The 14,199-nt window shown below is 68.6% G+C and carries 14 protein-coding genes; 12 read left to right on the top strand and 2 right to left on the bottom strand.

Going from position 1 to position 14,199, the window contains the following annotated elements; translation table 11 throughout:
* The first annotated feature begins 38 nt into the window (after positions 1-38).
* The 6 genes from NE358_RS10180 to typA all read left to right on the top strand — a co-directional run bounded on the left by NE358_RS10180 (position 39) and on the right by typA (position 8,653).
* Positions 39-587: a PH domain-containing protein gene (locus tag NE358_RS10180; protein WP_246078222.1), complete on the top strand. Its 549-nt coding sequence runs from the start codon at positions 39-41 to the stop codon at positions 585-587.
* A gap of 248 nt (positions 588-835) precedes the next feature.
* Entirely contained in the window at positions 836-1,789 is a 954-nt protein-coding gene (locus NE358_RS10175; RefSeq protein WP_499317751.1) for an ABC transporter permease, read from the top strand.
* 1 nt (position 1,790) lies between these two features.
* Complete coding sequence (locus NE358_RS10170) at positions 1,791-2,714, top strand: ABC transporter permease (protein ID WP_103210907.1); 924 nt, start codon at positions 1,791-1,793, stop codon at positions 2,712-2,714.
* Positions 2,707-4,899 (top strand): ABC transporter ATP-binding protein, encoded by a 2,193-nt coding sequence (locus NE358_RS10165; protein ID WP_499317749.1) that lies wholly within the window; start codon positions 2,707-2,709, stop codon positions 4,897-4,899. Before NE358_RS10170 ends, NE358_RS10165 begins: the two co-directional genes overlap by 8 nt.
* A gap of 4 nt (positions 4,900-4,903) precedes the next feature.
* Positions 4,904-6,583, top strand: a complete 1,680-nt coding sequence (locus NE358_RS10160) for an ABC transporter family substrate-binding protein (RefSeq protein WP_180993491.1) — start codon at positions 4,904-4,906, stop codon at positions 6,581-6,583.
* Positions 6,584-6,739: 156 nt separating this feature from the next.
* Positions 6,740-8,653, top strand: coding sequence for a translational GTPase TypA (gene typA, locus NE358_RS10155; protein WP_289938172.1), 1,914 nt, complete (start codon positions 6,740-6,742; stop codon positions 8,651-8,653).
* Between the two features lie 195 nt (positions 8,654-8,848).
* Here the strand turns inward: typA and NE358_RS10150 are convergent, their stop codons facing one another.
* Positions 8,849-8,989: a DUF2200 family protein gene (locus NE358_RS10150; RefSeq protein ID WP_289938170.1), complete on the bottom strand. Its 141-nt coding sequence runs from the start codon at positions 8,987-8,989 to the stop codon at positions 8,849-8,851.
* Between the two features lie 65 nt (positions 8,990-9,054).
* Entirely contained in the window at positions 9,055-9,606 is a 552-nt protein-coding gene (locus NE358_RS10145; RefSeq protein WP_289938168.1) for a helix-turn-helix domain-containing protein, read from the bottom strand.
* Between the two features lie 66 nt (positions 9,607-9,672).
* Here NE358_RS10145 and NE358_RS10140 point away from each other — a divergent pair, with 66 nt between their 5' ends.
* The 6 genes from NE358_RS10140 to NE358_RS10115 all read left to right on the top strand — a co-directional run bounded on the left by NE358_RS10140 (position 9,673) and on the right by NE358_RS10115 (position 14,138).
* Positions 9,673-10,389: an AzlC family ABC transporter permease gene (locus NE358_RS10140; protein ID WP_289938166.1), complete on the top strand. Its 717-nt coding sequence runs from the start codon at positions 9,673-9,675 to the stop codon at positions 10,387-10,389.
* Complete coding sequence (locus tag NE358_RS10135; RefSeq protein WP_289938163.1) at positions 10,386-10,700, top strand: AzlD domain-containing protein; 315 nt, start codon at positions 10,386-10,388, stop codon at positions 10,698-10,700. The genes NE358_RS10140 and NE358_RS10135 overlap by 4 nt, the downstream gene beginning before the upstream one ends.
* A 43-nt stretch (positions 10,701-10,743) precedes the next feature.
* Positions 10,744-11,142 carry a histidinol dehydrogenase gene (locus NE358_RS10130; RefSeq protein ID WP_289938161.1) on the top strand — a complete coding sequence of 133 codons (399 nt, stop codon included), beginning with the start codon at positions 10,744-10,746 and terminating at the stop codon, positions 11,140-11,142.
* Positions 11,143-11,195: 53 nt separating this feature from the next.
* Positions 11,196-11,516 carry a ferredoxin gene (gene fdxA, locus NE358_RS10125; protein WP_055836218.1) on the top strand — a complete coding sequence of 107 codons (321 nt, stop codon included), beginning with the start codon at positions 11,196-11,198 and terminating at the stop codon, positions 11,514-11,516.
* Positions 11,517-11,519: 3 nt separating this feature from the next.
* Positions 11,520-12,623: a succinyldiaminopimelate transaminase gene (gene dapC, locus NE358_RS10120; RefSeq protein WP_289938155.1), complete on the top strand. Its 1,104-nt coding sequence runs from the start codon at positions 11,520-11,522 to the stop codon at positions 12,621-12,623.
* Between the two features lie 219 nt (positions 12,624-12,842).
* Positions 12,843-14,138, top strand: a complete 1,296-nt coding sequence (locus NE358_RS10115) for a citrate synthase (RefSeq protein WP_289938153.1) — start codon at positions 12,843-12,845, stop codon at positions 14,136-14,138.
* The last annotated feature ends 61 nt before the right edge of the window (positions 14,139-14,199 follow it).

The following is a 14,199-nucleotide window of genomic DNA, read 5'->3' as shown; positions in this document are numbered from 1 at the left end:
CACGCGACGAGCGCTTTCGGGGCGCGGAGCACCCACGGGTGTTCCGCGCCCCGTCGTCGATCGTGGGCCTGATCGTCGGCGCGGTGCTCGCGGTCGTGCTCTTGGGGGATGCCGCGCTCCGCGCCGGCGTCGGCGAGATGCTCCTGCTGGCGCCGTGGGTGCTGTTGGCGCTGTGGGCCGTCTACGCCCTGCTCTTCGCCCCTCACGTGCGCATCGATGCCGATGGCATCCGCATCCACAATCCGCTGCGCGTCGTCGACGTCGCCTGGGCGCGTGTCGCCGATATCGACATGCGCTGGCAGCTCGAGATCCGTACCGACGAGCCGCGCGTCGTGAAGGCGTTCGGCGGCCCCGTCGCGGGGCGTCCCGGCCGACCGCCGCTGCGTCGCGACGACTCACGGGGTCGTCGCGAGCCTCCCGCGATCCGTGATCTGCAGCTCATTCAGGAGGCGTGGGAGACCGCGCGCCGCACTGCCTCGAAGAGCGGTGTCGTGCGCCGCTCGTGGGACATTCCCTCGGTCATTTCCCTGCTGGTTCTGATCTGCTGGGTTATCATCGCTTTGTTCATCTCAGGCGGTCTCGGCTGAGCGCGATGCTGCGCTCGATGGAGACCGTGGTGACAAAGCGCCATGTAAGAGCTTTGTTACGGTCGTGAAAAGTGTGTTCCCCCGGCACGCGTTTCATGGGAAGCCGACGTAGGGTCGCTGAAGATCCTTAGCCAGGCAAACGAATAGGCGGGGATCTCGAAGGCGAGAGGACCACCCATGATGCTGACCCCCGATGTGTTCCGGACGGGCTCGCGCACCTCATGACGCTGTACGTTCTACGACGGTTCGTGAACTACGCCGTCCTGAGCCTGCTGGCGACGTGCCTGGCGTACGTGCTCGGTAGCGCTCTGCTGCGACCCCAGGACCGCTTCTACGGTATGAACCCGCGTCCCCCTCAGGAGTCGATCGTCGCGAGCCTGGATGCTCTCGGCGCCAACCCCGACGTGCCGATCCTCGTGCGGTTGTGGAACTGGCTCGTGAACCTGTTCACGAAGTTCTCGCTCGGCAACACGATCGGCGGCCAGGACGTCATGACCGAGATCGCGACGCGCGCCGGAACCAGCCTTCGTCTTCTGCTGATCGGATCGCTGATCGGTGCCGTCGTCGGTGTCCTCATCGGCGTGTGGGGAGCGGTGCGCCAGTACCGTGCCACCGATCAGGTGACGACCTATGCCTCGTACCTCGTCTTCGCGACGCCGACCTTCGTCATCGGCGTTCTCCTGATGATCGGTGCGACCAACCTCAACAACGCCGCGGGCACTCAGCTCATCCGCTTCACGGGGGAGTACACCGCGGGGGTCGAGGGGTTCTGGCCGATGGTCGCCGACCGCGCGGTGCACCTGTTGCTGCCGACCCTCGCGCTGGTGCTCATCAGCGCCGCGTCGTACTCGCGGTACCAGCGCAGCATGATGCTCGACGTGCTTGGGGCCGACTACATCCGCACGGCCCGCGCGAAGGGATTGCCGCGCACCCAGGCGCTCTTCCGCCACGGGGTGCGCATCGCGCTCATCCCGATGTCCACCTTCTTCGCCTACAGCTTCGGCACCCTGATCGCCGGTTCCACCATGCTCGAGATCGTCTTCTCGTGGCGAGGCATGGGGCAGTTCCAGCTCAACGCCGTCACTCAGCAGGACATCAACGCCGTGGCGGGTTCGACCCTGTTCGTCGCCGTGCTGGTGCTGCTGTCGTCGACTCTGTCCGAGGTGCTCTACGCCGCACTCGACCCGAGAGTGAGGAGCTGACATGACCATGCAGGAAGAGGCCCTCGACGGATCGCTCGTCGCCACCAGCCCTGTCACCCGCGACCGCAAGCCGCTCTCGCGCGGAGCGCTCGTCCGCTCGCGCCTGCGCAAGATGCCGCGCTTCTGGGTGGGGGCGAGCATCCTCGTCTTCATCGTGCTCTGGGCCTTCGTCGGCCCGCTGCTGTACCCCTACGACGCGACCCAGCGCGATTTCCTCAACGTCGGTCTCGGGCCCACCCAACTGCACTGGTTCGGCACCAACGGCATCGGTCAGGACATCTACGCCCAAACCCTCGTGGGTCTGCAGAAGTCGCTCATCATCGGCGCCCTCGCCGGTATCGGCGCCACGCTGATCGCGGCGGCCGTGGGTTCGCTCGCCGGCTACCTCGGCGGCAAGATCGACGCGGTCATCGGGTGGCTCATCCACCTTCTGCTCGTCATCCCGTCGTTCTTCATCCTCGTGCTGCTGAGCCCGCTGACACGCGGCCTGTCGTGGCTGGCGCTGACGTTCTTCCTCGCGGTGTTCAGCTGGATGATCCTCGCCCAGGTCGTGCGCAACCAGACGCGGTCGCTGCGCAACCGCGATTTCGTCCGCGCGGCGCGCTACATGGGCATGCCGACCCGGCAGATCCTGGGCCGCCACATCATTCCCAACATCGCGTCGCTGCTCATCATCGACGCAACCCTCGGCATCGTCTCGGCCATCATGGCCGAGACCTCGCTCAGCTACTTCGGCTTCGGCGTCCAGGCGCCTGACGTCTCGCTCGGCACACTGCTCGCGTCGGGCACGTCGGCCGCGGTGACCCGCCCGTGGCTGTTCGTGTACCCCGCCGGCGTGCTGATCGTGCTGCTCCTGGCCATCAGCCTCATCGGCGACGCCCTGCGCGACGCCATCGACCCCACCTCGGGAGCGAACCGTGACTGACACCCGATCCGCCACCATGCTGTCCTCGACCGGCCGCTCGCCGCTGCTGTCGGTCCGCGACCTCAGCGTCACTTTCCCGCAGCGTGACGGCGCTCCGGTCCGTGCGGTCCGCGGCATCTCGTACGACGTGCACGAGGGCGAGTTCCTCGGCATCGTGGGGGAGTCCGGCTCCGGGAAGAGCGTGTCGTCGCTCGCCGTGATGGGGCTGCTGCCCTCGAACGCGCAGGTCGAGGGCGACATCCTCTACGATGGGCGCTCCCTGCTCGGGATGAACGACGGGCAGCTGTCGAAGATCCGCGGCGCCGAGCTGGCGATGGTCTTCCAGGACCCCCTGTCGGCACTGACCCCGGTCTACACGGTCGGCGACCAGATCTCCGAGGGACTCCGTCTGCACGATCGCGCTCTGAGCGCCCAGGCGGCGCAGGCCCGCAGCGTCGAGCTGCTCAAGCTCGTCGGCATCCCGGATGCCGAGCGTCGGGCCCGCGCGTACCCCCACGAGTTCTCGGGCGGTATGCGTCAACGCGCGATGATCGCCATGGCGATCGCGAACGACCCGCGCGTGATCATCGCCGACGAGCCGACCACCGCTCTCGACGTCACCATTCAGGCCCAGATCCTCGAGGTGCTGCAGAAGGCCCGGGAGGTGACGGGCGCCGCCGTGGTGCTCATCACGCACGACCTGGGCGTCGTCGCCGGTCACGCCGACCGTGTCGCGGTCATGTACGCCGGCAAGCTCGTCGAGCGAGGGACGGTCGACGAGATCTTCCACGATCCGCACATGCCGTACACGGTGGGCCTGCTGCGCTCGGTGCCGAACATGCAGACCGCGGGTTCGCACAGACTGGTCCCGCTCGAGGGGCGCCCGCCGTCCCTCGCCGCCCTCCCGAAGGGGTGCCCGTTCGCCGCGCGCTGCCCGATCGCGATCGACGCGTGCCACGACATCGAGCCCGTCCTGGAGGTCCACGGGACGGTGCCCGACCATGTCGCGGCGTGCATCCGCTCGGGCGAGATCGCCTCCGGCGCCCTTGCGCGGCCCGATATCTTCCCGCGGCCCGAGGCGCTGGGTGAGATCCCGCCGCTCCGCCCCGACGTGACCCCCGCCGTCGAGGTCACCGACCTCGTGAAGCATTTCCCGCTCATGAAGGGCTCGGTCTTCCCTCGTCGCGTCGGCACGGTCCGCGCCGTCGACGGCATCTCGTTCTCGATCCAACCGGGTCGCACGATGGGCCTGGTGGGGGAGTCGGGCTGCGGCAAGACCACCACGATCCTCGAGATCATGGAGATGGTCGCCCCGCAGAGCGGCAGCATCCACATCAACGGCACCGACGTCGCCACGGTCAACCGCAGAGACAAGGCGGTGCTGCGCAAGGGGATCCAGATCGTCTTCCAGGATCCGATGGGCGCGATCGACCCGCGCCTGCCGGTCGGCGAAGTCATCACCGAACCGCTGCTGGTGCAGGGCGTCCCGCGTGCCGAGCGCGATCGCAAGATGCGGGAGCTGCTCGACCTCGTGGGGCTCGACCCGAACATGTCCGACCGCTATCCGCACGAGTTCTCGGGCGGGCAGCGTCAGCGCATCGGCATCGCGCGGGCCCTGGCGACCGACCCCGCGGTCGTCGTCCTCGACGAGCCGGTCTCGGCGCTCGACGTGTCGATCCAGGCCGGTGTGATCAACCTGCTCGAAGACCTGAAGGAGCGACTCGGGCTCTCGTTCCTGTTCGTCGCGCACGACCTCGCGGTGGTGCGTCAGATCGCGGACGACGTCTCGGTCATGTACCTCGGACGCATCGTCGAACAGGGCCCCGTCGACGAGGTGTTCGACGACCCACGGCATCCGTACACCAAGGCCCTCATCTCGGCGGCTCCCATCCCGGATCCGCGCATCGAGCGTGCGCGTACGCGCATCCTGCTCGACGGCGACCTTCCGAGTCCCACGCAGGAGATCTCGGGATGCCGCTTCCGCACGCGGTGCCCGCTCTACCGCCTGCTGCCCGACGCGGACCGGCGCCGGTGCGACAACGACGACCCGGGCTTGCGCACCCAGGCGCACTCCCAGGTGGCGTGCCACTACGCCGAACGATCCGACCTCGTCCTCGAGACGGTGCCGCTCGGATCCCCCCGAACGTCCCCGACCGACGGCACCACGTCGGCGGGGGCCCTTCCCGATCACCAACGAGAGGATTGATCACATGAGAATGCGTAAAGCGAAGGCTCTCAGCGCTCTCGCGCTGCTGAGCGCCGCGGCCCTGGCGATCGCCGGGTGCGCGCCGGGCAACACGGCGGCCCCTTCGGCCAACCCCGAAGACCAGAACTCGCTGCCCTCGACCGCGTGGGTTCGCGCCGACGCCTCCGACGTCAAGGACGGCGGCACGCTCACTCTCGCGGTCGATTCCATGCCCGTGAACTGGAACAACTTCCAGATCGACGGCAACGAGGTCAACACCAACAACATCGTCGCGGCGATGCAGGGTGGCCCCATCCGGATCGGCGAGGACGGCAAGCCCGTCGTCGACAAGAACTACGCGTCCTCCGTCGAACTGACCAGCACCGACCCCCAGAAGGTCGAGATCAAGCTCAACCCGGATGCCAAGTGGGAAGACGGCACGCCCATCACCGTCGCCGACTACCAGGCCACCTGGAAGGCCAACAACGGCAGCAACCCTGCGTACGTCGTCATCTCGACGACCGGCTGGGACCAGATCTCCTCCGTCGAGCAGGGCACCGACCAGTTCGACGTCGTCATCACCTTCTCGTCGGTGTTCGCCGACTGGCAGAGCCTGTTCGGCCAGGTGCTGCCCGCGAGCGTCGCCAACGACCCGAACACCTTCAACACCGGGTACCTCACCAAGGCGCTCCCGTCCTCGGGCCCCTTCAAGCTCGCGAGCTTCGACTCGACGGCCGGTGTCGCGACGCTCGAGCCGAACCCCAACTGGTGGGGTGACAAGCCCAAGCTCGACTCGGTCGTGTTCCGTGCCGTGAGCCAGAGCCAACAGGGCACCTCGTTCAGCAACGGTGAGATCGACGCGCTGAACATCAGCTCCAACGCCGACCTGTACCAGACGGCCCAGAACGTCCCGGGCGCCGAGATCCAGGCGTCCAACGGTCTGACCTGGACGCACATCACCATGCGCGCCTCGAGCGGACCGCTCGCCGACGTCAACGTCCGCAAGGCCGTGGCATCCATCGTCAACCGCGGTCAGATCGCGAACAACGCGAACTCGCCGGTCGGCGTTCCCGCCATCACGCAGGGCAGCTACATCTTCATGCCCGGCCAGGACGGGTACACCGACGACTCCCTGCCCTACGACGTCGATGCGGGCACCAAGTACCTCGAGGCCGCCGGCTACACGAAGGACGGCGACTCCTGGACCAAGGACGGCACCGCGCTCTCGTTCAAGGTGACGGTCCCGGCCGACACGACGACGAACATCCAGCGCGCCGAGCAGATCCAGGCGGACCTCGCCGAGGTCGGCATCCCGGTCGAGCTCGTCTCGGTTCCCGTCGGCAGCTACTTCTCGGACTACATCATCAAGGGTGACTTCGAGATGGTGACGTTCTCGTGGCAGGGCACCGCGTATCCGATCTCGTCGAGCCGTTCGCTGTTCACGCCCGTCGACTCGGCGCAGAACTACACCGGCATCGCCGACCCGCGCCTGGACGCCCTGTGGGCCAAGGCCAACTCGGAGCTCGACCCCGACGCGCGCCTGCAGACCGCACAGGAGATCGACAAGGTGCTCTGGGAGTCCGTGCCGATCATCCCGATCGCGCCGCTGCCGAACGTCTACGCCGTCAAGCAGGGTCTCGTGAACTGGGGCGCCACCCAGTTCGAGACCATCGACTGGACGATCGTGGGCTTCGCCAACTCCTGATCCGGTGACGAAGAGGGGCGGGATCCTGCGGGATCCCGCCCCTTTTTCCTGGCGCGTCGCTTCCTGAACGTCTTCTGCCCGGGAGTGTCGCAGGCGCCCGGTAGACTAGGCAGGCCCGATTCCGGGCATCACCCCGAATTTTCCTGGAGACCCTCCATGGCGCACGCCCTTCGTCCTGACCTCCGTAACGTCGCGATCGTCGCGCACGTCGACCACGGCAAGACGACTCTCGTCGACGCCATGCTCCGCCAGACCGGCTCGTTCGGCGACCACGCGCACGTCGAAGAGCGTGCGATGGACTCGAACGATCTCGAGCGCGAAAAGGGCATCACGATCCTCGCCAAGAACACGGCGATCACGTACAACGGCATCCACTCCGACGTGCCGGTGACGATCAACGTCATCGACACCCCCGGTCACGCCGACTTCGGCGGAGAGGTCGAGCGCGGTCTGTCCATGGTCGACGGCGTGGTGCTGCTCGTCGACGCGTCCGAGGGCCCGCTGCCCCAGACGCGCTTCGTGCTGCGCAAGGCTCTCGAGGCGAAGCTGCCCGTCATCCTGCTGGTCAACAAGACCGACCGCCCCGACGCGCGCATCGCCGAGGTCGAAGAAGAGGCGCACGACCTGCTGCTGGGCCTCGCGTCCGACCTGGTCGACGATGTGCCCGACCTCGACGTCGACGCCCTGCTCGACGTTCCCGTCGTCTACGCCTCGGGCCGCGCGGGTGCCGCGTCGCTCAACCGCCCCGACAACGGCTCGCTGCCCGACAACGAAGACCTCGAGCCGCTCTTCGGCGCGATCCTCGAGCACGTTCCGGCTCCCGCCTACGACGACGAGGCGCCCTTGCAGGCCTGGGTCACCAACCTCGACTCCTCGCCGTTCCTCGGTCGCCTCGCTCTGCTGCGCGTGTTCAACGGCACGCTCAAGAAGGGCCAGACCGTGGCCTGGGTGCGTGCCGACGGCACCACCAGCAACGCCCGCGTCACCGAGCTGCTGAAGACCCGCGCCCTCGAGCGCTACCCGGCCGAAGACGCCGGCCCCGGTGACATCGTCGCCATCGCCGGTTTCCCCGACATCACCATCGGCGAGACCATCGCCGACCCCGAGGACGTGCGCCCGCTGAAGGCGATCACCGTCGACGACCCGGCCATCTCGATGACCATCGGCACCAACACCTCGCCCCTCATGGGCAAGGTCAAGGGCCACAAGCTCACCGCCCGCATGGTCAAGGACCGCCTCGACCGCGAGCTGATCGGTAACGTCTCGCTCAAGGTCGTCGACATCGGACGCCCCGACGCGTGGGAGGTCCAGGGTCGAGGCGAGCTCGCCCTGGCGATCCTTGTCGAGAACATGCGTCGCGAGGGCTTCGAGCTCACCGTCGGCAAGCCCCAGGTGGTCACCAAGCGCGGTGAAGATGGCAAGCTCAAGGAGCCCTTCGAGCACCTGACCGTCGACGCTCCCGAAGAGCACCTCGGTGCGATCACGCAGCTCATGGCCGCCCGAAAGGGTCGCATGGACAACATGACGAACCACGGCACCGGCTGGGTGCGCATGGAGTTCGTCGTGCCCTCGCGCGGCCTGATCGGCTTCCGCAGCGAGTTCCTCACGATCACCCGCGGCACCGGTATCGCCAACGCGATCTCGCACGGCTACGACGACTGGGCGGGCTCGATCACGACCCGTCAGAACGGCTCGATCGTCGCCGACCGCATGGGTGTCGTGACCCCGTTCGCCATGATCGCCCTGCAGGAGCGCATGAGCTTCTTCGTGCAGCCCACCGAAGAGGTCTACGAGGGCATGGTCATCGGCGAGAACTCGCGCGCCGACGACATGGACGTCAACATCACCAAGGAGAAGAAGCTCACGAACATGCGTTCGTCGACCTCCGACTCCTTCGAGTCGATGACGCCCCCGCGCATCCTCACGCTCGAGGAGTCGCTGGAGTTCGCCCGCGACGACGAATGCGTCGAGGTCACGCCCGAGAAGGTGCGCATCCGCAAGGTCGTGCTCGACGCGACCGAGCGCGGCCGCACCGCCTCGCGCCTGAAGCGCCAGGATGCCAACGCGTAAGCACCCGCGTCCCGAACGGTCCCGCCCAGCCTGGTGCTCGGCGGGACCGTTCGCGTTTGGGGGTCGGCGGGGTGTGTGGCGTCCGGATGCCGGGGCGTACGCAACGGCGGGGGATTTCGGCGACACGCGGGGATCTGGTGGGGGCGGGCGGCGTGTCGGGAAATTCGTCCGCGGTTGTGCTCGGACCCGCGGGCGTCAGCTCTCGACGGACGCCCCCGCGCGCATCACCTCAGCGAAGCCGGTGAGCCGGCGGATCACCGTCTCGAGCTCGTTCGTCGTGCGCCCCGAGCGTTCGACCTTCGCGACGCACAGCGGATACACCGAGGAGAAGGGCATCTCGAAGACGCGGGACGTGCCCGCACGAGATTCCCGTGCCCGGCCCTGCCGGCGCGAATGCCGTGTCAGCGGGACTCGACGACGCAGACGGCGCTCAGGCCCGGGGTCAGTGCTTCGAAGACGTGCGGGGCGTCGCCGGCGTACGACAGGTAGTCGCCGGGCGCGAGCTCGAACGGGGCGTCGGCCGGGCCGACGAGTCCTCGACCCGAGACCATCACGAGGTGCTCGATCGTGCCCCGGGGGTGCGGCTCGGATCGGCGGGGGGCTCCCGGTTCGGCCGAGAGCAGGTAGATGTCGCGCCGAGCGTGCGGGGGGCTCGCCGACAGCAGGACGGCGACGTAATCGGATGCCGCAGAGGCCACGGCCGTGAATGCTCCGCCGGCCCGGATGAGGGTGGGGGAGTGCGCTCCCTCGTCCACGAAGTCGGCGAAGGTGATCTCGAGCGCCGAGGCCAGCGCCCAGAGGGTCTCCACGCTGGGGTTGCCGCCCCCGTTCTCGAGCTGCGAGACGGTGGCCTTGGCGACTCCCGCCCGCCGGGCGAGTTCCGAGACGCTGAGGTCGCGTCTCTCTCGCTCGCGGCGCAGGCTCACGGCGATGCGGTCGCTGAGGTCGCTCATGTGTTCATTATAGCATCCGGATGTTCGACTTGACGAACGAGCGTCCGATCGTTCACGATGATGTCCATGCGTTCGCTTCACCGAACACCCGAGGGCGTCGCCGCTCGGCAGGGCCTTGCCGTCGCCCTCGCCACGAGCGCGTACGGCATCTCGTTCGGCGCCCTGTCCGTGGCATCCGGTCTCGACATCTGGCAGACCTGCGTGCTGAGCCTGCTGATGTTCACCGGCGGGTCGCAGTTCGCTTTCGTCGGCGTGATCGCGGCCGGGGGAGTGGCCGCAGCCCCCGCGGCGATCGCGTCGTCGGTGCTGCTCGGGGTGCGCAACGCCGCCTACGCCATGCGCATGGCTCCGGTCATCGCGGGGGGATTCTGGCGGAAGGCCTCGGCGACGCACTTCACGATCGACGAATCCGTCGCGGTGGGCCTCGCGCAGGACGAACCCCGAGCCCGACAGGCGGGCTTCTGGGTCACCGGCATCGCGATCTGGGTCGGCTGGAACCTCTCGACCCTCGTGGGCGCGCTCCTCGGCGACGTGCTCGGCGACCCCCGTGCCTACGGTCTCGATGCGGCAGCGGCCGCCGCCTTCCTCGCGCTGCTGTGGCCCCGTCTTCGCGGACGTCAGCCGCTGGCGGTGGCCGCGGGAGCGGCGATCGTCGCCGCGCTGCTCACGTCGTGGCTCATGCTGGGGATTCCGGTGATCGCGGCGGCGGGAGTCGCGGTCGCGGTGGGGCTGTTCGACGCCCGGCCCGCCACGCCGCCGGCGACAGGGGAGCGGATGCCATGACCCTGTGGACCGCGGTGCTCACGGCATCCATCATCTGCGTCGCCCTCAAGGCGACGGGCTATCTGCTTCCCGCTCACTGGCTCGACAAGCCGCGCCCCGCGCGGATCGCTGATCTCCTCACCGTCGCCCTGCTCTCCGCCCTCGTGATGGTGCAGACGCTCGGCGCGGGGTCGGCGGTGGTCGTGGACGCGCGACTTCCGGCGGTCGGTGTCGCGGCCCTGCTGCTCTGGGCGCGTGCTCCGTTTCTCGTCGTGGTCGCCGCGGCTGCCCTCACGGCGGCGCTGCTGCGGCTCTGGGGGTGGGCGGCGTGACGCGCCCCGGCCGACCCATAGCCGTCCCGCCTAGACTCGGGCGGTGACTTCCACGATTCTTCGCGTCGTCGGCTGGGTGGTGGCTCTTCTCGTCGGAGCCTTCTACGGAGCCGCGGGCACCGTCGGCCAGGCTTTCCTCGTCGGTCCCGTGCCGGTCGGCCTGATCCTCGCGACGATCGGCAGCGCGGCCCTGCTCATCGCGCTGCGCACCCTCACCGGCGATCGCGTGAACGCCCTCGCGGGGGGACTCGGCATCACCGCGGCCACGTACCTCTTCTCGCAGGTGGGGCCGGGCGGCTCCGCGATCGTGGCGGCTCCCACCGCGGGAACCGAGTGGGTTCCGCTGGTCTGGACGGTTGTCGGCCCGGCCCTGATGGTGCTCGTCGCCCTGTGGCCCGACTTCTCGAAGCTGCAGGCGCCCGCGCGCCCGGCCGAATCCTAAGCCCGCGGGCTCGGCGGCGGAGTGGGTCGCCCCCGCACGATTAGACTGGGCGGGTGACTTACGTGATCGCCCTCCCGTGCGTCGATGTGAAAGACCGCGCCTGCATCGATGAGTGCCCTGTCGACTGCATCTACGAGGGTGAACGATCGCTCTACATCCACCCCGACGAGTGCGTCGACTGCGGTGCGTGCGAGCCGGTCTGCCCCGTCGAGGCCATCTACTACGAGGACGACCTCCCCGAAGAGTGGTCCGACTACTACAAGGCCAACGTCGAGTTCTTCGACGACATCGGCTCGCCCGGTGGTGCCGCCAAGGTCGGCGTGATCGCCAAGGACCACCCCGTCATCACCGCACTGCCCCCGCAGGCGCACTGACCCGTGGGCGTCGCCGACCTCGCCGACTACCCGTGGGACGCGGTCGCCCCGTACGCGGAACGCGCCCGACGCCACCCCGACGGCATCGTCGACCTGTCGATCGGCTCGCCCGTCGACCCGACTCCCGGTGTCGTCGCCGCGGCTCTGGCTGACGCGACAGACGCGCACGCCTACCCGCAGACTGCGGGCACCCCGGCCCTGCGCGAGGCCATCGCCGAGTGGTATCACCGCCGTCGCGGCGTCCCCGGCTTCTCGGCCGAGAACGTCCTGCCCACGGTCGGATCGAAAGAGCTCGTTGCCCTGCTGCCCCTGCTCCTCGGTCTCGGCCCGGGCGACGCCGTCGTCCACCCGCGCGCCGCCTACCCCACCTATGAGGTCGGAGCGCGTCTCGTGGGTGCCGAGGCCGTGGCATCCGACGATCCCTCCTCGTGGCCCGCGAACGCGCGCCTGATCTGGATCAACTCACCCGGCAACCCCGACGGGCGCGTCCTGTCGACGGACGAGCTTCGGGATGCCGTGACCCGAGCGCGCGAGATCGGAGCCGTCCTGGCCTCCGACGAGTGCTACGCCGAGTTGGGCTGGGACGCCCCGTGGGATGCGCAGCCCGTCCCGAGCGTCCTCGACCCGGCTGTCGTCGACGGCGACCTCACCGACGTGCTCTCGGTCTATTCGCTGAGCAAGCAGTCGAACCTCGCGGGATATCGCGCGGCGTTCCTCGCGGGCGACCCCGCGCTCGTCTCGCGTCTGCTGACCGGGCGCAAGCATCTCGGACTCATGCCTCCCGCGCCCGTGCAGCGCGCGATGACCGTCGCCCTCGGCGACGACGAGCACGTCGCCGCGCAGCGCGAGCGCTACGCTCGTCGTCGCGCGGTCCTCAAGCCCGCCGTCGAGGCCGCCGGCTTCACGATCGACCGCAGCGAGGGCGGCCTGTACCTCTGGGCGACCGAGGGGCGCGACGCGTGGGAGAGCGTCGACCGGCTCGCCGATCTGGGCATCCTGGTGGGACCGGGGCACTTCTACGGCACCCACTTCCCGAACCACGTGCGCTTCTCGCTCACCGCGACCGACGAGCGCATCGCGGCCGCCGCGGAGCGTCTACGCGCCTGACCAGGAGGTTCCCTCCATTCGATGGGGGCAACCTTTAGCGGTGTCATCTGTACGCCGGAGTGCCTACTAGGCTGTAAAGGCAGGTCGTCCGGGGTCATCCTCCGTGCGCCCCGCCGACCCGAATGCCATTCCCGTGGCATTCAGCGGGCGAGAAGATCGCGGGGTGCCGCAAGCCCCGCGGTCGACCACACGGGCGACCAGAAATCGCAAGGAGGCGCGGTGAGCGACGCGGGCACGCAGCAGGACAAGGCCACTCTCACGGTAGGGGGCACCACCGCAGAATTCCCGGTCCTGCGAGGCACCGACGGCGTTCCGAGCATCGACATCGCGTCGCTGACGAAGCAGACCGGTCACACCACGCTCGACTACGGCTTCGTCAACACGGCCTCGACGAAGTCCGACATCACCTACATCGACGGCGACCAGGGCATCCTCCGCTATCGCGGATACCCCATCGAGCAGCTGGCGAAGAACAGCACCTACCTCGAGGTCGCGTGGCTGCTCATCTACGGCGAGCTGCCCTCGGCATCCGAGCTGGCGTCTTTCGACGAGCGGATCCGCCGTCACACGCTGCTGCACGAAGACCTGAAGAGCCTCTTCTCGGCGCTGCCGCCCACCGCGCACCCCATGTCGGTGCTCTCGGCGGCGACGGCCGCACTCTCGACCTACTACGAGGCCGAGTCCGACCCGCACAACCCCGAGCACGTCGAGCTGAACACGGTCCGCATGCTCGCGAAGCTCCCCGTGATCGCGGCCTACGCGCACAAGAAGAGCATCGGACAGGCGTTCCTGTACCCCGACAACTCGCTCGGCTTCGTCGACAACTTCCTCAAGCTGAACTTCGGCGTGCACAGCGAGCCCTTCGAGGCCAACCCGGTCATGACGAAGGCCCTCGATCTGCTGCTGATGCTGCACGAGGACCACGAGCAGAACGCCTCGACCTCGACCGTGCGACTGGTCGGCTCGACCGGAGCGAACCAGTTCGCGTCGATCTCCGCCGGCATCCAGGCGCTGTCCGGCCCCCTGCACGGTGGCGCGAACGAGGCCGTCCTGCAGATGCTCGCGCGCATCCGCGACTCGGGCGAGAGCGTCGAGCGCTTCGTCGAGCGGGTGAAGAACAAGGAGCAGGGCGTCAAGCTCATGGGCTTCGGTCACCGCGTCTACAAGAACTACGACCCGCGCGCGAAGCTCGTCAAGGAGTCGGCCGACGAGGTGCTCACTGCACTCGGCGTCAGCGACCCGCTGCTCGACCTCGCGAAGGAGCTCGAGCAGATCGCCCTCGAGGACGACTACTTCAAGGAGCGTCGCCTTTACCCGAACGTCGACTTCTACACCGGCGTGATCTACAAGGCGATGGGCTTCCCCACCCGCATGTTCACGGTGCTGTTCGCCATCGGCCGTCTGCCCGGCTGGCTCGCCCAGTGGCGCGAGGCGATCAGCGACCCCCAGACGAAGATCGGCCGCCCGCAGCAGCTGTACACGGGTGCCGCCGAGCGCACCTACCCCGGCATCTGACCCGGCTCGAAACGCCCCGTCCCTCTCGCGAGGGGCGGGGCGTTCCGGTGTGCGGGCACCG

This window comes from Sphingomonas sp. G5, assembly GCF_052660795.1.
The sequence above is the reverse complement of the archived record's forward strand: the minus strand, read 5'-3'. Positions and strand labels throughout refer to the sequence as shown.